Origin of the sequence: Bacteroides parvus, from assembly GCF_017309675.2 — a bacterium.
GTDB classification, from domain to species: Bacteria; Bacteroidota; Bacteroidia; order Bacteroidales; family Bacteroidaceae; genus Bacteroides; species Bacteroides uniformis.
Genome location: NZ_CP084680.1, coordinates 4,200,856 through 4,219,513, shown reverse-complemented (window position 1 = coordinate 4,219,513; position 18,658 = coordinate 4,200,856). Strand labels below are relative to the sequence as shown.

13 protein-coding genes are annotated in these 18,658 nt (G+C 48.0%); 5 read left to right on the top strand and 8 right to left on the bottom strand.

All coding sequences use genetic code 11. The features are described from left to right. Positions 1-3: 3 nt before the first annotated feature. The 4 genes from JXR92_RS17300 to JXR92_RS17285 form a co-directional block, all read right to left on the bottom strand. Complete coding sequence (locus tag JXR92_RS17300; RefSeq protein WP_117600007.1) at positions 4-1,341, bottom strand: glucose-6-phosphate isomerase; 1,338 nt, start codon at positions 1,339-1,341, stop codon at positions 4-6. A 48-nt stretch (positions 1,342-1,389) separates the two neighbouring features. Then, on the bottom strand, positions 1,390-2,385 hold the full coding sequence (locus JXR92_RS17295) for an NAD(P)H-dependent glycerol-3-phosphate dehydrogenase (RefSeq protein ID WP_138344992.1): 996 nt from the start codon (positions 2,383-2,385) through the stop codon (positions 1,390-1,392). Positions 2,386-2,485: 100 nt separating this feature from the next. After that, positions 2,486-4,216: a lysine--tRNA ligase gene (gene lysS / locus JXR92_RS17290; RefSeq protein WP_138344994.1), complete on the bottom strand. Its 1,731-nt coding sequence runs from the start codon at positions 4,214-4,216 to the stop codon at positions 2,486-2,488. A gap of 93 nt (positions 4,217-4,309) precedes the next feature. Continuing rightward, entirely contained in the window at positions 4,310-4,717 is a 408-nt protein-coding gene (locus tag JXR92_RS17285; protein ID WP_117600009.1) for an HU family DNA-binding protein, read from the bottom strand. Positions 4,718-4,974: 257 nt separating this feature from the next. Between JXR92_RS17285 and JXR92_RS17280 the strand changes: the two genes are divergently transcribed. Beyond that, the gene (locus JXR92_RS17280; protein ID WP_138344996.1) at positions 4,975-6,327 is read left to right on the top strand and encodes an MATE family efflux transporter; all 1,353 of its coding nucleotides are present in this window, start codon (positions 4,975-4,977) and stop codon (positions 6,325-6,327) included. 104 nt (positions 6,328-6,431) lie between these two features. Beyond that, the gene (locus JXR92_RS17275) at positions 6,432-7,061 is read left to right on the top strand and encodes a cytidylate kinase-like family protein (RefSeq protein ID WP_044467857.1); all 630 of its coding nucleotides are present in this window, start codon (positions 6,432-6,434) and stop codon (positions 7,059-7,061) included. Between the two features lie 77 nt (positions 7,062-7,138). Here the strand turns inward: JXR92_RS17275 and JXR92_RS17270 are convergent, their stop codons facing one another. Further along, on the bottom strand, positions 7,139-8,800 hold the full coding sequence (locus JXR92_RS17270) for a putative transporter (protein ID WP_044467851.1): 1,662 nt from the start codon (positions 8,798-8,800) through the stop codon (positions 7,139-7,141). A gap of 270 nt (positions 8,801-9,070) precedes the next feature. Between JXR92_RS17270 and mutA the strand changes: the two genes are divergently transcribed. The 3 genes from mutA (at position 9,071) to JXR92_RS17255 (ending at position 15,622) form a co-directional block, all read left to right on the top strand. After that, positions 9,071-10,969 (top strand): methylmalonyl-CoA mutase small subunit, encoded by a 1,899-nt coding sequence (gene mutA, locus JXR92_RS17265; protein WP_044467850.1) that lies wholly within the window; start codon positions 9,071-9,073, stop codon positions 10,967-10,969. Between the two features lies 1 nt (position 10,970). Further along, a complete protein-coding gene (gene scpA / locus JXR92_RS17260; RefSeq protein WP_005833154.1) occupies positions 10,971-13,118 on the top strand; it encodes a methylmalonyl-CoA mutase in 2,148 nt (715 codons plus the stop codon). Between the two features lie 314 nt (positions 13,119-13,432). After that, positions 13,433-15,622 carry a DNA topoisomerase 3 gene (locus tag JXR92_RS17255; RefSeq protein ID WP_138345009.1) on the top strand — a complete coding sequence of 730 codons (2,190 nt, stop codon included), beginning with the start codon at positions 13,433-13,435 and terminating at the stop codon, positions 15,620-15,622. 11 nt (positions 15,623-15,633) lie between these two features. On the opposite strand, the gene JXR92_RS17250 is transcribed toward JXR92_RS17255, so the two are convergent. The 3 genes from JXR92_RS17250 to JXR92_RS17240 are packed head-to-tail and all read right to left on the bottom strand — an operon-like array spanning position 15,634 to position 18,653. Continuing rightward, positions 15,634-16,188, bottom strand: coding sequence for an NUDIX hydrolase (locus tag JXR92_RS17250; protein ID WP_005827192.1), 555 nt, complete (start codon positions 16,186-16,188; stop codon positions 15,634-15,636). A gap of 14 nt (positions 16,189-16,202) precedes the next feature. Further along, a complete protein-coding gene (locus JXR92_RS17245; RefSeq protein ID WP_117600013.1) occupies positions 16,203-17,282 on the bottom strand; it encodes an anhydro-N-acetylmuramic acid kinase in 1,080 nt (359 codons plus the stop codon). A gap of 15 nt (positions 17,283-17,297) precedes the next feature. Further along, a complete protein-coding gene (locus JXR92_RS17240; RefSeq protein WP_138345011.1) occupies positions 17,298-18,653 on the bottom strand; it encodes a dipeptidase in 1,356 nt (451 codons plus the stop codon). Between the last annotated feature and the right edge of the window lie 5 nt (positions 18,654-18,658).

The window sequence follows — 18,658 nt, the reverse complement described above, 5'->3', positions numbered from 1 at the left end:
TTATCAAAGTCTTGCCTGGATGGCTTTGGACTCTTCTTCGTAGCCCGGCTTGTTCAGCAGTGCAAACATATTCTTCTTGTATGCTTCCACACCCGGTTGGTTGAATGGATTGACTCCCAGAATGTAACCGCTGATGCCGCAAGCTATTTCAAAGAAGTAGAGCAGACCTCCGATGCTTTCTTCATTCAGTGCAGGGATAACGATGCGCATGTTGGGTACGCCGCCGTCAACGTGGGCAAGCTGTGTTCCCAATTCGGCCATCTTGTTCACTTCGTCCACGTGCTTGCCTGCCAGGAAGTTCAGTCCGTCGAGATTCGCTTCGTCCGAAGGTACCTGCAGGGAGTGCTGTGTCTTTTCCACGGAGATGACAGTTTCGTAGATGGTACGTTCGCCTTCCTGAATCCATTGTCCCATGGAGTGCAGGTCGGTGGAGAAATCTACGGCAGCAGGGAAGATACCCTTGTTTTCCTTACCTTCGGATTCACCATAAAGCTGTTTCCACCATTCGCTTACGTAGTGCAGTTTGGGATTGTAGTTTACGAGGATTTCAATCTTCTTGCCGTTCTTGTAGAGCTCGTTACGTGTAGCTGCATAGATGGCAGCGGGATTTTCTGCAAACGGAACATCTTTTCCACAAGCCTTTTCCATGGCAACTGCACCTGCAACCAGTTTCTCAATGTCGAAACCTGCTATTGCGATGGGCAGCAAGCCTACCGGAGTCAATACAGAGAAACGTCCGCCTACGTTATCGGGGATGATAAAGGACTTGTATCCTTCCTTGTCGGCCGTTACGCGGGCAGCGCCTTTCTTGGCATCGGTGATGGCAACGATAACCTTCTTTGCCATATCCTTGCCGCGTTGGTCTTCGCATTGCTTTTTCAGCAGACGGAACGCCAGGGCTGTTTCAGTAGTAGTACCGGATTTGGAGATGTTGATAACACCGAATTTCTTGTCTTTCAAGTATTCGGTAAGCTCATATAGATAATCTTCACCGATATTGTGTCCTGCATACAGAATGACCGGAGCCGTTTTCTTGTCTTGCAACCAGGTGAAGCTGTTTGACAAAGCCTCTATCACCGCACGTGCACCGAGATAACTTCCGCCAATACCGGCAACTACTACTACTTCGCAGTTGTCACGCAACGTCTGTGCGGTAGCCTTTAGGTCAGCCAGGTGCTCTTTAGTGATGGAAGAGGGGAGGTGCAGCCAGCCTAAGAAGTCGTTGCCCTTACCGGTACCATTCTCTAATGCTTCCTGTGCAGCCTTTACTTGGGCTTCATAGGCGAAAACGTTTTCTTTGGAGATGAATCCAAGAGTCTTTTCAATGTTCAAACTAATCATAATATTCTAGGTTTTAAATTCAGTATTTTGTTTTATCTTTTTTCGCGCTTACCGGAATGAATCGGTAAGCAGCTTGATTTCAATCGTCGGCGAGATACGCTCATACAGAATGTTGTATACTGCATCTACAATAGGCATGTTGACATGATAATGCTTGTTGATTTCCTTGATACATTTTGTACCGTAATATCCTTCAGCAATCATTTCCATCTCAATCTGCGCGCTTTTCACGGAGTATCCCTTGCCAATCATCGTGCCGAATGTGCGGTTACGGCTGAAATTGGAATATCCCGTCACCAGCAGGTCACCTAAATAAACGGAATCATTTACGTTTCTGTTCAGTGGATGTACCGTTTGCAGGAATCTGTTCATTTCCTGTATGGCATTGGACATAAGCACAGCCTGAAAGTTGTCGCCATATTTCAGACCGCTGCAAATACCGGCTGCAATGGCATATACATTTTTCAGCACCGAACTGTATTCAATGCCGGCAACGTCATTACTGACAGAGGTCTTGATGAATGAACTGGCCAGTTTGCGGGCAATGGTGCAAGCCTTGTCGGTGTCGGGACAAGCAATGGTCAAGTAAGAAAGGCGTTCCAGAGCCACTTCTTCCGCATGGCAGGGACCTGCCAATACAGCAATATTCTCAGTCGGGACGCCATATTCCTTAGTGAAATATTCCGAGACAATCAAGTTGTCATCGGGTACAATACCTTTGATGGCAGTTATGATGAATTTATCCTTAATCTTAGTCTTCAGTTTCTTCAAGTGAACCTTCAGATAAGGGGAAGGTGTAACGAAGATGAGCGTATCAGATTCTTTCACGACATCATTGATGTTGGAGTTGAAGTTGATACGCTTGGTATCAAACTTGACGCCCGTCAGGTAGGCAGGGTTATGGCCAAGCCGTTTGAAGTCGGCAATACGGTCGTCTCGCCGCATATACCAGTTTATCGACTCCGCTTGGGCCAGTACCATTTTGGCAATGGCAGTTGCCCAACTTCCTCCGCCCATGATGGCTATCTTACCGGGTAGTTTCATATCGAAATTAATAATTAAAAACTAAAAATTAAAAGGGGGTGAAGGAGCGCGCCTTCACCTTCCTCCTATCTTTAATTTTGCCTATTTAATTCTTTAATTTTTAATTCTTAATTCTTCCGACCCAGTCAGCAACTTCGTTTACGGTCGGGTTTGCCAGTTCCAATTTATATTTCTTGTTGATACCGCAAATGTCCATGTGGAGTTTTTGCGGATTCACATCTTTCATGTCACTCACCAGGTTGTAGCCGGCCTTCTGGATTACAGCCACCCAATCTTCGGGGATGCCCAGTTCCGTGTATCGTGCAGGAGCATCTTTGGGGACAACCTTTTCCGGACGCATCTGCGGGAAGAAAAGCACTTCCTGGATGAAGGATTCGCCCGTCATCAACATTGTCAGACGATCGATACCAATACCGATGCCCGATGTGGGAGGCATACCATATTGCAATGCTTTCAGGAAGTCCTGGTCGATGAACATCGCTTCGTCGTCTCCCTTTTCGCTCAAGCGAAGCTGGTCTTTGAAGCGTTCTTCCTGGTCTATCGGGTCGTTCAGCTCGCTGTAAGCGTTGGCAAGTTCCTTGCCGTTCACCATCAGTTCGAAGCGTTCGGTCAGTCCCGGCTTGCTGCGGTGCATCTTGGTCAGCGGGCTCATCTCTACGGGATAGTCGGTGATGAAAGTGGGCTGTATGAAAGTTCCTTCGCAGAATTCTCCGAAGATTTCATCAATCAGCTTACCCTTGCCCATGGTGTCGTCAATCTCCATATTCAGTTCCTTGCACACCTGGCGGATTTCGTCCTCGCTCTTGCCTTCGAGGTCGTATCCGGTCTTTTCCTTGATGGCTTCCAGGATGGGCAGACGGCGGTAGGGAGCTTTGAAGCTGATGGTCTTGCCGTCTATTTCGGTTTCTGTGCAGCCATTTACGACGATACAGATGCGTTCCAGCAATTTCTCCGTAAAGCTCATCATCCAGTTGTAGTCCTTGTACTGCACGTACAGCTCCATACAAGTGAATTCCGGGTTATGGTTCTTGTCCATACCCTCGTTACGGAAGTTCTTGCCTATTTCATATACACCTTCAAATCCGCCCACAATCAGTCGCTTCAAGTAAAGCTCGGTGGCGATACGCAGGTAGAGGTCCATATCCAGAGAGTTATGGTGGGTGATGAACGGACGGGCGCTTGCTCCACCGGGGATGGATTGAAGAATCGGCGTCTCCACTTCCGTGTAGCCGGCTTCATCCAGCACGGCACGCATGGTCTTGATGACGGTGGCGCGCTTCAGGAATTTTTCTTTCACGCCGTCGTTCACGATAAGGTCTACATAACGCTGGCGGTAGCGGAGTTCGGGGTCTTCGAAAGAGTCGTAAGCCACGCCGTCCTTATATTTCACGATAGGCAGGGGCTTGATGCTCTTTGCAAGTACGGTCAGCTTCTTGGCATGGATGCTGATTTCGCCCATCTGAGTACGGAATACGAATCCTTCGATGCCGATGAAGTCGCCTAAATCGAGCAAACGTTTGAACACGGTGTTGTACATCTCCTTGTCCTCGTCCGGGCAGATGTCATCGCGGGTGATATATACCTGGATGCGTCCTTTGGAGTCCTGCAATTCGATGAAAGATGCTTTACCCATGATACGGCGGCTCATGATACGTCCGGCAACGGACACTTGGCGAGGCTCTGCATCGTCGTTGAATTCAGCTTTAATATCGGTAGAGAAAGCATTTGTTACATACTCTGCTGCGGGATAAGGCTCGATGCCCATCGCGCGAAGTTCATTCATGCTGTTGCGACGAATGATTTCTTGTTCACTTAGTTCTAATACGTTCATTTCGCTATATTTCACTCAATTTGGGTACAAAAGTACGAAACATTTTTCAGATAGAGAACCTTTTTCCTTGAAATATAGGGAACGGGGGTGACATTAACCCTCTCCTTCGGCATCCACCCATTCGATGTGCGGGGAGAGGAGGGTGCGTTCCGTCACTTGTCCGCATTGCCCGCGGTAGTATTCGGGGATGAAGCGTATCTGCACCGCAGTGATTTGCGCCGGACTCACTTCTTCTGGGGTGTCTACTCCGGTGCCTTCCGAACGGCAGGTGTAGTAGAACGTCCCGATGCCCTTGAGCTTTACGGAGTGTCCCGAGCTCATCAGCTTGCCCAGCACTTCACCAAGGTTCATTAATACTGCATAGGTATCTCCCGGGGTTACCGTAGACATTTCCGACAATAATCGGGCTATTTCATCCGTTGTATAGGGATGTCCTTTGGTGACGGCTCTTGGGTGCCATTTGTCGTCGCCTTTCTGTTTTACTTTCTTATAGAATGCCATGGGGGCTTGTTGTTATTATGTGTCCGGCTCAACCGGTAGGTCAGGCATGATTCATACGGTATGAATGTGCCAATCATACGGTATGATTATATCAATCATACGGTATGATTATGGTAATCATATCTTATGATTTATCATTGAACCGCAAAGATAGCATAAATCATCCGCATAGTGTGCAGGTTTAAGGTGTTTTTTCTGCTGTTCTGTTTTAAAAAAAGAGTACCTTTGCACCCGCTAAAAAGAAATAGGTATATAATATGGCAGGACAAAAGACTCCCACGGCGTTGGGAACGGAAAGTATAGGTAAACTCTTGATGCAATATGCCGTTCCGGCAATCATCGCAATGACGGCATCCTCTTTATATAATATGGTAGACAGTATCTTCATCGGTCACGGCGTTGGGACGATGGCTATTTCGGGATTGGCGTTGACTTTCCCGTTGATGAATCTGGCTGCGGCGTTCGGTTCGTTGGTAGGAGTGGGGGCTTCTACACTGATTTCCGTCAAGCTGGGGCAGAAGGATTATGACACGGCACAGTGTGTGCTGGGCAATGTTTTTGTGCTGAACATGGTACTGGGAATTGCCTTTACCATCATTGTCATGCTCTTTCTCGACCCGATTCTCTATTTCTTCGGAGGCAGTGACCAGACGGTGGGCTACGCGAGGGATTATATGCAGATTATCCTTTTGGGAAATGCCGTTACGCACCTCTATCTGGGGCTGAATGCAGTGCTGCGCTCTTCAGGGCATCCACAGAAGGCGATGTACGCCACTATAGCCACGGTGGTTATCAATACCATACTCGACCCGGTGTTTATCTATGTTTTTGGCTGGGGCATACGTGGTGCTGCCGTCGCTACCATTGTGGCGCAAATCATCTCTTTGACGTGGCAGTTCAAGCTTTTCAGCAATAAGGATGAGCTGTTGCATTTCCACCGGGGGATATTCCGTCTGAAACGTAAGATTGTATTCGATTCGCTCGCTATCGGCATGTCTCCTTTCCTGATGAACCTGGCAGCCTGCTTCATCGTTATCATTATCAATCAGGGGTTGAAGAAGTATGGTGGCGACTTGGCTATTGGGGCTTTCGGCATCGTGAATCGTCTGGTTTTCATTGTAGTGATGATTGTGATGGGGCTGAATCAGGGTATGCAGCCTATTGCCGGATATAACTTCGGGGCGAAGCTGTACGGACGGGTGAACAAGGTGCTGAAACTGACGATAATCTATGCCACGGCAGTGACCACTTTCGGCTTTTTGGTCGGTATGCTGGTGCCGGACCTGGTAGTGGGCATCTTTACATCGGATGCGGAACTGACAGAGCTTTCGGTCACGGGACTGCGCATTACGGTAATGTTCTTCCCGATTATCGGTTTCCAGATGGTGACTTCCAACTTTTTCCAGAGCATAGGCATGGCAGGCAAAGCGATATTCCTTTCCCTTACCCGACAGATGCTGATTCTGCTTCCTTGCCTGCTTATCCTGCCGCAGTTCTTCGGAGTGGCAGGAGTGTGGTACAGCATGCCGGTATCCGATTTGCTTGCAAGTTTGATAGCATTGGTGATGTTGGTTTGTCAATTCCGCAAATTCAGAACCTCTCCCTTGTAGGGATAGGTCGGGGGAGAGGCTCTGAATTTTTCTTCCTACTTTCTGCAGATATTCCGTAAGAATATTTATATTTGCTATCTGCAAACCAATAGATGAATAAGCGTATGGGCAATAATTTTATAATCAATATAGGCCGTCAACTGGGCAGTGGCGGACGGGAGATAGGCGAGAAACTGGCTGCCCGTCTGGGTATTGACTTTTATGATAAGGAACTGATTAGGTTGGCTTCTGAAGAGAGTGGACTGTGTTGTGAGTTCTTTGAGAAAGCTGATGAGAAAGCTTCACAAGGTATTATTGGAGGGCTCTTCGGCATGCGTTTCCCTTTTGTCAGTGACGGGGCTATCCCGGCCACGAATTGCCTGAGTAATGATGCTCTGTTCAAAGTGCAGAGTGACGTGATACGCAGATTGGCGGAGGAGAAGTCCTGCTTGTTTGTGGGGCGTTGTGCCGATTACATTCTGCGAGAACATCCACGCTGTGCCAATGTCTTCATTTCCTGCTCCAATGAGGAGCGCATCAAGCGTATTTGCCGAATGTATTCCATTTCTGAGCGTGAAGCGGAGGAGATGATGAACAAAGCGGACAAGAAGCGTGCCGAATACTATAACTACTACAGCTACAAAAAATGGGGAGCTGCCGAAACATACCACTTGTGTATCGATTCTTCCGTATTAGGTATTGAGGCTACGGTGGACTTTATAGAAGAGTTCGTCAAGAAGAAGCTAAGACTTTAAGGAATTAAAATTAAAGGCTGCGTAGTTGGGTTAAACCAACATTGCGCAGCCTTTAATTTTAATTCCTTAATTTCCTCCTACATCATTGTCAGCAGTATCATCTGTCCCGCCAGAATTCGCAGGAACATTGTCAATGGATATACCGTGGAGTAACCTACTGCCGGAGCATCATTGCCTGATGTCTGATTGGCGTATGCCAATGCAGGAGGGTCTGTGTTGCTACCTGCTATTAAACCCATCAGGGTGAAGTAGTTCACTTTGCAATAGAAACGGGCTATCATGCCGATTATCAACAAAGGGATGACGGTTATCAGGAATCCATAGCCTACATACAGTAATCCGCTGCCTTCTACTACTGTTTGTACAAAATGCTCACCGGCTTCTATACCTACACTGGCAAGGAAGAGTACAATACCGATTTCACGCAACATCAAGTTAGCGCTCATGGTGGTGTACGTCACAAGATGCATTTTGTGACCAAAACGTCCGATAAGGATTGCCACTACCAGCGGACCACCTGCGAGACCTAACTTAACCGGTGTCGGCATACCCGGGAATGCGATGGGGAGGCTTCCCAGCAGGATTCCTAGGAAGATTCCCACGAAAATAGTAACGATATTCGGAGTGTCCAAACGTTTCAACTGGTTGCCCAATACACCGGCTACACGCTCTACGGCATCTTGCTGGCCAACCACCATTACGCGGTCACCTACTTGAAGTACCAGATTGGGATCAGCAAACAAGTCCATACCTGAGCGGTTGATACGGGTTACATTTACACCGTACATACTGCGGAAGTGGAGGCTTCCCAGCTTCTTACCGTTGATTTCGGACTTAGTGACGAGGATACGACGGGAAACCATTGGGGTGTCCTGCTTTTCCCAGTCTACATGTATTTCTTTTCCGATAAAGGCAGCTACCGCTTCGGCATCTTCTTCGGAGCATACGATGAAGAGCTGGTCTCCTACGTGGAATACCGTTTCATGGTTGGGGATACTGACGTGCCCCTCATGGCGTATGCGTGAACAGACAAACGGACGTCCCAGGAAATCCTTTATCTGGAGCAGGGTCTTTCCGGAAATTGATTCGTTGCGTACTTCGAGGTGAAGCATGTGCGGCTGATGCTTTACATCTGCTTCCTGCGTATTGAGTTCCTGCTCCTCTTTCTTGAGGTTCACCCGGCAGATATAACGGATGGCTATGATGGAACCTATGATACCTACCACACCAAGCGGATAGGCGCAGGCATATCCCAATGCGATGGGGTCTCCCGTATAGTTTATTTGGTTCAGGGCTTCTTGTGCGGCACCCAGACCCGGAGTATTGGTTACGGCACCATAGAGAATACCTACTATCATTGGCAAGTCTATCCCTCCGTCAATGAAGTAGATGCTCAATGCTACTGCGATATTCAGCAACACGATACCGACAGCAAGCATGTTCAGCCGCATCCCCCCTTTCTTAAAGGAAGAGAAGAAGGAAGGCCCGACTTGCAGACCGATACAGAATACAAATAAAATCAAACCGAATTCGCGGATGAAATGCAAAATGTGTGTTTCGCCCGTGAAGCCAAAATGCCCCATCAGGATACCCGCAAAGAGGACGAATGTAACCCCCAACGATACCCCGAAAATCTTAATCTTACCCAGCAATACGCCCACAGATATTACGAATGCATACAAACAAACGATGTGAGCGACAGATGAAGGGTCCCATAACAAGCTTTCTAACCAATTCATAGTACCTTTTAATATGTCGTTTTTTTAAATTTCGCGCAAAATTACTTAATAAAAAGGAGGTGACAAAAGCTTTGTGGTACTTTTTGCTATATCAACTTTGCAAAAATAGGGTGTGTTTCCGGTGAATACGCTGAATCCGTATGGATGCGGAGTCATCTGTAAGTGCAATTTTCTCTAAAAAAAGATTTTGTTCTAAGTATTTCCTTATATTTGCAAGTCTCTTGATGACAAAAATGAATAGTATTCATCTATTTTAATTTTAAATAAACTATGGCAGACAGTAAAGAAAAACTCTTCTCCGACTTCTCTCCCGTTTCCACTGAGCAGTGGATGGAGAAAGTTACCGCAGACCTGAAAGGGGCGGATTTCGAGAAGAAACTCGTTTGGAAGACAAACGAAGGATTTAAAGTGAAACCTTTCTACCGTATGGAGGACCTGGAAGGTTTGAAGACGACAGATGCTCTTCCCGGCGAGTTCCCTTATCTCAGAGGTACCAAGAAAGATAACAATGAATGGCTTGTGCGTCAGGAAATCAAAGTGGAATGCCCCAAAGAGGCCAATGCCAAGGCGTTGGATATCTTGAATAAAGGTGTAGATTCACTCTCTTTCCATGTAAAGGCCAAGGAATTGAACGCAGAGTATATTGAAACTTTGTTGAAAGATATCTGCGCAGAATGTGTTGAGTTGAATTTCTCTACCTGCCAAGGGCATGTGGTGGAACTTGCGGAACTTCTTGTCGCTTATTTCCAGAAAAAGGATTATGATTTGACGAAGTTGCAGGGTTCCATCAACTATGACTACTTCAACAAGATGCTGGCCAAAGGTAAAGAAAAAGGTGATATGGTGGCAACAGCCAAGGCACTGCTCGAGGCTACCGCTTCCCTTCCGAAATACCGTGTGTTGAATGTGAATGCGTTGACATTAAACAATGCAGGTTCTTATATTTTCCAGGAGTTGGGTTACGCTTTGGCTTGGGGTAATGAATATATGAATCAGTTGGTTGATGCCGGTCTGCCGGCTGCAATGGTAGCCAAGAAGATTAAGTTTAATTTCGGTATCAGTTCCAACTACTTCCTTGAAATAGCCAAATTCCGCGCTGCACGTATGCTGTGGGCTAATATTGTGGCTTCTTACAGTCCTGAGTGTCTGCGCGACTGCGAAAACAAGGGTAAGGATAACGAGTGTCGCTGTGCAGCCAAGATGAAGATTCATGCGGAAACTTCTTCATTCAACCTGACTTTGTTTGATGCACACGTAAACTTGTTGCGTACGCAGACTGAGGCGATGAGTGCCGCCCTTGCCGGTGTTGACTCAATGACGGTTACTCCGTTCGACAAGACTTATGATGCTCCTAACGAATTCTCTGAGCGTATGGCGCGTAACCAACAATTGCTGTTGAAAGAAGAATCGCACTTCGATAAGGTTATAGACCCGGCTGCAGGTTCTTACTATATCGAGAACTTGACCGTCTCTATTGCCAAGCAGGCTTGGGACCTCTTCCTCGCTGTAGAAGAAGACGGTGGTTTCTATGCTTCCGTGAAAGCCGGAAAAGTGCAGGCTGCCGTAAACGAGAGCAACAAGGCACGTCATGCTGCAGTCGCCAAGCGTAAGGAAGTGTTGCTGGGTACTAACCAGTTCCCCAACTTCAATGAAAAGGCCGGGGATAAGAAACCGGTTGAGGCTACTTGCTGTTGCGGCGGCGGACATACGTGCGAAAAAGATGTTCCGACACTGAACTTTGACCGTGCTGCCAGTGAATTTGAAGCGTTGCGTCTCGAAACAGAGGCTTCCGGCAAACGTCCGAAAGCGTTTATGCTGACTATCGGTAATTTGGCCATGCGCCAAGCACGTGCACAGTACTCTTGCAATTTCTTGGCTTGTGCCGGATATGAAGTTGTAGACAACCTCGGTTTCTCCACTGTAGAAGAAGGTATAGAAGCTGCAATGGCTGCCAAGGCCGACATCGTGGTATTGTGTTCAAGTGATGATGAATATGCAGAATATGCTGTTCCCGCCTTCAAGGCTCTGAATGGTCGTGCCATGTTTATCGTAGCCGGTGCTCCTGCTTGCATGGACGACTTGAAGGCTGCCGGTATCGAGAACTTTATCCATGTCCGTGTCAACGTGCTGGAAACATTAAAGGAATACAACGCTAAACTTTTGAAGTAAGATGAGAAAAGATTTTAAAAACTTAGATATATATGCCGCTTTTCAACCCGTCAATGGTGCTGAGTGGCAAAAGGCTAACGGCATCCATGCTGATTGGAAAACGCCGGAACACATTGAGGTGAAGCCTGTTTATACAAAAGAAGACCTTGAGGGAATGGAACATTTGGGTTATGCTGCCGGACTTCCTCCTTATTTGCGTGGTCCGTACTCTGTAATGTATACATTGCGTCCCTGGACTATCCGTCAGTATGCAGGTTTTTCTACAGCGGAAGAGTCAAATGCCTTTTACCGTCGTAATTTGGCTTCCGGACAGAAAGGTCTGTCCGTAGCTTTCGACTTGGCCACTCACCGTGGCTACGACCCCGACCACGAACGTGTAGTGGGTGACGTAGGTAAGGCAGGTGTGTCTATCTGTTCCTTGGAGAATATGAAGGTGCTGTTCGATGGAATTCCTTTGAACAAGATGTCCGTCTCCATGACCATGAACGGTGCCGTACTTCCTGTTATGGCATTCTACATCAACGCAGGTCTGGAGCAGGGTGCCAAGTTAGAAGAAATGGCTGGTACTATCCAGAACGATATCTTGAAGGAATTCATGGTGCGTAATACCTATATCTACCCGCCTGCATTCTCTATGAAGATTATTTCTGATATCTTTGAATATACTTCTCAGAAAATGCCTAAGTTTAACTCTATCTCCATCTCCGGCTACCACATGCAGGAAGCGGGTGCTACGGCAGACATCGAGTTGGCTTACACCCTGGCAGACGGTTTGGAATATCTGCGTGCCGGAACGGCTGCGGGTATTGACATCGATGCTTTCGCACCGCGTCTCTCTTTCTTCTGGGCCATCGGAACGAACCACTTTATGGAAATTGCCAAAATGCGTGCCGCACGTATGTTGTGGGCAAAGATTGTGAAGCAGTTCAACCCGAAGAATCCGAAGTCGCTGGCTTTGCGTACGCACTCCCAGACTTCCGGCTGGTCGCTGACAGAGCAAGACCCGTTCAACAATGTGGGCCGTACTTGTATCGAGGCGATGGCTGCTGCATTGGGACATACTCAGTCACTGCATACCAATGCTCTTGACGAGGCTATTGCCTTGCCGACGGATTTCTCTGCACGTATTGCACGTAATACGCAGATTTATATTCAGGAAGAAACTTACATTTGCAAGAATGTAGACCCATGGGGTGGCTCTTATTATGTGGAAAGTTTGACCAATGAGTTGGCTCACAAGGCTTGGGAATTGATTCAGGAAGTAGAGAAGCTGGGCGGTATGGCAAAAGCCATCGAAACCGGTATTCCCAAGATGCGTATCGAAGAGGCTGCTGCACGTACACAAGCCCGTATTGATAGCGGTTCACAGACCATTGTCGGCGTGAACAAGTATCGTCTGGAGAAAGAAGCTCCGATTGATATTCTTGAAATCGACAATACGGCTGTCCGTCAGGAACAGATTGAAAACCTGAAGCGTCTGAAGGAAGGACGTAACCAGGCAGAAGTGGACAAGGCATTGGAGGCTATTACTGAATGTGTAAAGACAGGTAAGGGTAACTTGCTGGAACTGGCAGTCGAGGCAGCCCGTGTCCGTGCCACTTTGGGGGAAATCTCTTATGCTTGCGAAAAGATTGTAGGACGTTATAAAGCAGTAATTAGAACTATATCAGGCGTGTATTCATCAGAAAGTAAGAATGACAGCGACTTCCACCGTGCTTGTGAATTAGCTGAGAAGTTTGCGAAGAAAGAGGGACGTCAGCCTCGTATCATGGTAGCAAAGATGGGGCAGGACGGTCACGACCGCGGTGCCAAAGTTGTTGCAACCGGATATGCCGACTGTGGCTTCGATGTGGACATGGGACCCTTGTTCCAAACACCGGCCGAGGCTGCCCGCGAAGCAGTTGAGAACGACGTTCATGTAGTGGGGGTTTCTTCATTGGCTGCCGGACACAAGACATTGGTTCCGCAGATTATCGAAGAACTCAAGAAGTTGGGACGTGAGGACATCGTAGTGATTGCCGGTGGTGTAATCCCCGCACAAGACTATGACTTCCTTTACAAGGCAGGCGTAGCTGCCATCTTCGGCCCCGGTACTCCGGTTGCCAAGGCTGCTTGCCAGATATTGGAAATCTTGTTGGATGAAGAATAATCCGACACGTTAAATGTTAAAAGAGGGACGGCATATGTTTACATATCCGTCCCTTTTTCTTAATCTGTGTTATAGAACATATTTTTTAGTTGGATAATTTGCAGATTTATCAGAAGTCCGTATCTTTGCAATGTGTTTTTCATAGTATTAGATTTAAGGTTAACAAAGGTTGGAGTACAGCGGTACTCCTTTTTTTATGTTCATATGTCAGCTTTTGGGGAGAAAAAATTACCAGGTCTATGTTATCGTTCCTTGCTTATCGTTTCGTTCTTGCCCCCTTTTTATTACCTTTGTCCCACTAAATAAAATAGCGAATGATAGTTTGTATTGCCGAAAAGCCCTCTGTGGCGCGTGACATAGCCGATGTATTGGGAGCGAGAGAAAAGAAAGACGGATACATCGAAGGAAATGGATACCAGGTGACCTGGACATTCGGTCATCTTTGTACGCTGAAAGAGCCGCATGAATATACCCCTAATTGGAAGTCATGGAGCTTGGGAAGCCTGCCCATGATACCTCCCCGTTTCGGCATTAAGCTGATTAGTAATCCCACATACGAGCGCCAGTTCCATACGATAGAGAACCTCATGCAACATGCCGATATGATTATAAACTGTGGTGATGCCGGGCAGGAGGGAGAATTGATACAGCGTTGGGTGATGCAGAAGGCCGGGGCACGTTGTCCGGTGAAACGTCTTTGGATATCTTCATTGACAGAGGAAGCTATTCGTGAGGGGTTTGCCAAGCTGCGTGATGCGTCGGATTTCCAGCCTTTGTACGAAGCAGGCTTGTCGCGTGCCATTGGCGACTGGCTGCTCGGGATGAATGCCACCCGCCTCTACACCATGAAGTATGGGCAGAACCGGCAGGTACTTTCTATCGGCCGTGTGCAGACGCCGACACTGGCGCTGATTGTAAACCGTCAGTTGGAAATACAGAATTTTGTTCCCAAGCAATACTGGGAGCTGAAGACCGTCTATCGTGATACCACTTTCTCCGCCATCCTCCGGAAAAGTGAGGAGGAACTGGTACTGGAAGCCGAGAAGCAGAAAGAGGCCATAGCTGCTGGGAAGAAACCTAAAAAAGAAGAAGAGAATCGAGGTATCGACCCCATTACCGACCGCGAACGTGGGCTTGCTCTATTGGATCAGGTTAAGAATTTTCCTTTTACTGTGACGGATGTCACCAAGAAAGAGGGGAGGGAGGCGCCACTTCGCTTGTTTGACTTGACTTCTTTGCAAGTGGAATGTAACAAGAAGTTTGCCTATTCCGCTGATGAGACGCTGAAAATCATCCAGTCTTTGTATGAGAAGAAAGTGGCTACCTATCCACGTGTAGACACTACCTATTTGAGTGATGACATCTATCCCAAATGCCCCGGCATCTTGAAAGGTCTGCGTGATTACGAGACATTTACAGCCCCTTTGACAGGAACTGCATTGTTGAAGTCCAAAAAGGTTTTCGATAACTCGAAGGTAACAGACCACCACGCCATTATTCCTACCGGCCAGCATCCGCAGAATCTGACGGATATGGAACGTCGCGTATTCGATTTGATAGCACGCCGTTTCATTGCTGTATTCTATCCCGATTGTAAGTTTGCCACTACCACCGTATTGGGCGAGGTAGAGAGCATAGAGTTCAAGGCCACCGGCAAGCAGATTCTGGAATCGGGTTGGCGTGTTATCTTCGGCACCCCCTCGGTACAATCGCAGGAGGAGAAAGAGGAAAAGGGAGAAGAGGAGAATGTGCTTCCGGCTTTTGTGAAAGGAGAAAGCGGACCGCACGTTCCTGATTTATATGAGAAGTGGACGCAACCGCCCCGGCCTTATACGGAAGCCACCCTGCTGCGTGCTATGGAAACGGCGGGCAAGCTGGTGGATAACGACGAACTGCGTGATGCGCTGAAGGAAAACGGTATCGGTCGTCCGTCTACCCGTGCAGCCATCATCGAGACGCTGTTCAAGCGGAATTATATCCGCAAGGAAAAGAAGAATCTGATAGCCACTCCTACCGGTGTGGAGCTGATACAGATTATTCATGAGGAGCTGTTGAAGTCGGCGGAACTGACCGGTATTTGGGAGAAAAAACTACGTGAGATAGAAAGGCGGACATATAATGCCGGACAATTCTTGGAAGAATTGAAGCAGATGGTATCGGAAATCGTGATGAGTGTACTTTCTGATAACAGCAACCGCCACATCACCATCCAAGCGTCTGCTCCCGAAAAGGGCAGTAAGGCTTCTGCCAAGACAGAGGCTGCCGATAAGCCAAAAAAGGAGCCGAAGAAAAGAGCACCGAGAAAGTCTGCCGCCGCAGGTAAAAAGACGAAACAGGCTTTGGGCGCTGTGGCAGCTTCAAGTGTGGAGGTTCCCGTACAAGCTGACGATTTCGTCGGTCAGTCTTGTCCGCTTTGCGGAAAAGGTACCGTTATCAAGGGGAAAACAGCTTACGGTTGTTCTGAATGGAAATCTGGATGCACATTCCGCAAGCCGTTTGAATAAGGGTAATCACATTAAATAATTCTCTCCGCCATGTATTTCCAGAGGGGAGCAGCCATCAGCGCCTGGCGGATGCTTCCTTGCTGCAGCAATTCCTTGACCTCTTGCAAGGAAAGCAGGTGTACGGTCAGGTTTTCTGTATCTTCCAACTGTTGCTCGGAGATTTTCTCCACGTCCGTAGCCAGGAAACAGTAGGTAATGTTGGTGTGGGTACTTGGATTGGGAGAGATTTGCATGAACTCTTTCCATACTCCGTTTCCATAGCCGGTTTCTTCCAAAAGTTCCCGTTGTGCGGAAACCATCGGAGAGCCGTCCTCTTCTTCGCATACCCCTGCACAGAGCTCATAGGACGTTTCTTGTATGCCATGCCGGTATTGGCGGATAAAGACAAATTGTCCATCACGGGTGATGGCAATGGTATTCACCCAGTTGGGATATTCCAATATATAATAGGAGGGGATGTGGTTGCCGTTGGGTAGCACTACATGGTCCTTACGCACAGTGAGCCACGGGGCCCGATGAAGGTATTCGCTGGATAAGACGGTCCAGGTGTCTTTTGATTTTTCCATAATGGTAGAATTGACTATATTTTAAACAGCATCCCTCCGATATTATCTGCCGTGGCTCCCGTTACCGAGGCGAGGCATCCGGGTGTGTCCGCCATATAGAGGGCACCCAGGAAAGCAAAGATTAGGGCTTCCTTGTACTCTATGATTTGCCGGCTGGGAATCACGATTTCACACGGACACAAGGCGTCGATACGTTCTATGAGGAACTTGTTGAATGCACCTCCACCGGTAATCAGCAGCTTTCCATTGCCATCGGGCAAGGGGTGGGCGGTGATGATGCGTGATATTTGCCAGGCGGCATGCTCGTAAAAGGTACGTAGCATATTCTCCATACTCAAGCCATAACGCTCGAGCATGGGATATACCAGCGTTTCCACCCACTCCCGTCCCAATGATTTCGGTCCGGACTGATGGTAGAAATCCATTCCGTTCAGTTCGTCCAGCAGTTCTTGGCAAATGTTGCCTTGCCGTGCTATCTCGCCGTCACGGTCAAATTCCAATCCTATTTGCCGGCAGTAATGGTTGATGATGTAATTCACCGGACTGATGTCAAAAGCGATGCGCCGCCCGTCCTGCTCGAATGAGATGTTGGAGAAGCCGCCGATATTCAAACAGAAGTCGTAGTCAGCAAAAAGCAACCGGTCGCCAATAGGTACGAGTGGAGCGCCCTGCCCACCTAGCATGATGTCCAGCCGCCGGAAATCCGAAACGGTAGGTATATGGGTTTCAGCGGCAATGGCGGCTCCATCACCTATTTGGTACATGATTCTCTTTTGAGGCTCATGGAAGATAGTATGCCCGTGGGAGGCGATAATATCGGGGTGGACTCCAAATTCTTGCATGAACTCGTTGACACGTTCACCGAGAAACTTTCCATAGGAGCTGTGGAAAGTGATGAACTCCAAAGCACTCATTGTCTGTGCACCGGTACCCAATATCTGCTTCATGGCGTCAGGGTAGCTATAGCCTTTCGCACAGTCTATGTGGAAAGACCATTTTCCAGCTTGTCGTCGGAAAGTGCAACAACATACGTCCAGTCCGTCAAGAGAGGTGCCGGACATCAGGCCGATGGCTTGAATTTGGAAGTCTTTCATCCTGATTTTCTTGTTTTATTTATAATTGAGGTAGAATTCGACAACGGCTTCTATTCCTTTACGGAAGATGTCCAATGGTATATTCTCATTAGGTGAGTGGATGGCGTTGGATTCGAGCCCGAAGCCCATCAATACGGTTTTGATACCCAGCACTTGCTCGAAGGTGGAAATGATGGGGATACTTCCACCTCGACGCACTGCCAGCGGTTTCTTTCCGAATGCTTTTTCAAAACCTTTTTCGGCGGCTTGATAGGCGGGCAGGCTGATGGGGCATACATATCCTTGTCCGCCGTGCATCGGAGTGACTTTTACCTGCACCGAATCCGGTGCTATGTCTAAGATATAGTCGGCAAACAGTTTGGATATTTTATGGTGGTCCTGGTGGGGAACTAACCGGCAGGATACCTTGGCGTATGCCTTGGATGGGAGCACGGTCTTGGACCCTTCACCCGTATATCCGCCCCAGATGCCGCATACGTCGAAAGATGGACGGCAACTGTTACGTTCCAGCGTACTGTAACCTTTCTCTCCGAAAAGCGCTTTTACATTGATAGCCTTTTTGTATTTCTCTTCGTCGAAAGGAATGCGGGCTATCATGTCGCGCTCAGCTTGGGGAACTTCTTCCACATCGTCATAGAAACTCGGTATGGTGATACGTCCCCCCGCATCCGTTACTTTGCTGATAATCTGGCAAAGCACGTTGATGGGATTGGCGACGGCACCGCCGAAGTGTCCGCTGTGCAGGTCGCGATTAGGGCCGGTCACTTCTATTTCCCAATAGGCAAGTCCGCGCAATCCAGTGGTCAGTGAAGGCAGGTCGGCGCCAAGCATGCTGGTGTCCGAAACCAGTATGACATCTGCTTTTAGCAGTTCTTTGTGCTCTTGGCAGAAGCTTTCCAGACTGGGCGAGCCGATTTCTTCTTCTCCTTCGAAGATGAATTTCACGTTGGTTTGCAGCAGTCCGTTTCTGACGAGGTATTCAAATGCTTTCACTTGTATGAAAGACTGCCCTTTGTCATCATCAGCACCACGTGCCCAGATATGTCCGTCGCGTATTTCAGGCTCAAAGGGTTCGCTTTTCCAAAGTTCGAGAGGCTCGGCCGGCATCACGTCGTAGTGGGCATATACCAATACGGTCTTGGCGTCCGGGTCTACGATTTTCTGTCCAAAAACAATTGGATTTCCTTTTGAAGGCATTACCAGAGCTTCGTCTGCTCCGGCTTCGAGCAACAGTTGTGCCCAGCGTTTGGCGCAGGCAAGCATATCGTCGTGATACTCGGGTTTGGCACTGATGCTTGGAATACGGATGAGGCTGAACAAGTTTTCCAGCATTTTAGACTCGTTCTCTGTAATATATTTCTTTATTTCCATAGGTG

Excerpts from the sequence above, each read along its gene's own strand:
- JXR92_RS17300 (WP_117600007.1), bottom strand. The coding sequence starts at position 1,341 with ATGATTAGTTTGAACATTGAAAAGACTCTTGGATTCATCTCCAAAGAA.
- JXR92_RS17295 (WP_138344992.1), bottom strand. The coding sequence starts at position 2,385 with ATGAAACTACCCGGTAAGATAGCCATCATGGGCGGAGGAAGTTGGGCA.
- lysS (WP_138344994.1), bottom strand. The coding sequence starts at position 4,216 with ATGAACGTATTAGAACTAAGTGAACAAGAAATCATTCGTCGCAACAGC.
- JXR92_RS17285 (WP_117600009.1), bottom strand. The coding sequence starts at position 4,717 with ATGGCATTCTATAAGAAAGTAAAACAGAAAGGCGACGACAAATGGCAC.
- JXR92_RS17280 (WP_138344996.1), top strand. The coding sequence starts at position 4,975 with ATGGCAGGACAAAAGACTCCCACGGCGTTGGGAACGGAAAGTATAGGT.
- JXR92_RS17275 (WP_044467857.1), top strand. The coding sequence starts at position 6,432 with ATGGGCAATAATTTTATAATCAATATAGGCCGTCAACTGGGCAGTGGC.
- JXR92_RS17270 (WP_044467851.1), bottom strand. The coding sequence starts at position 8,800 with ATGAATTGGTTAGAAAGCTTGTTATGGGACCCTTCATCTGTCGCTCAC.
- mutA (WP_044467850.1), top strand. The coding sequence starts at position 9,071 with ATGGCAGACAGTAAAGAAAAACTCTTCTCCGACTTCTCTCCCGTTTCC.
- scpA (WP_005833154.1), top strand. The coding sequence starts at position 10,971 with ATGAGAAAAGATTTTAAAAACTTAGATATATATGCCGCTTTTCAACCC.
- JXR92_RS17255 (WP_138345009.1), top strand. The coding sequence starts at position 13,433 with ATGATAGTTTGTATTGCCGAAAAGCCCTCTGTGGCGCGTGACATAGCC.
- JXR92_RS17250 (WP_005827192.1), bottom strand. The coding sequence starts at position 16,188 with ATGGAAAAATCAAAAGACACCTGGACCGTCTTATCCAGCGAATACCTT.
- JXR92_RS17245 (WP_117600013.1), bottom strand. The coding sequence starts at position 17,282 with ATGAAAGACTTCCAAATTCAAGCCATCGGCCTGATGTCCGGCACCTCT.
- JXR92_RS17240 (WP_138345011.1), bottom strand. The coding sequence starts at position 18,653 with ATGGAAATAAAGAAATATATTACAGAGAACGAGTCTAAAATGCTGGAA.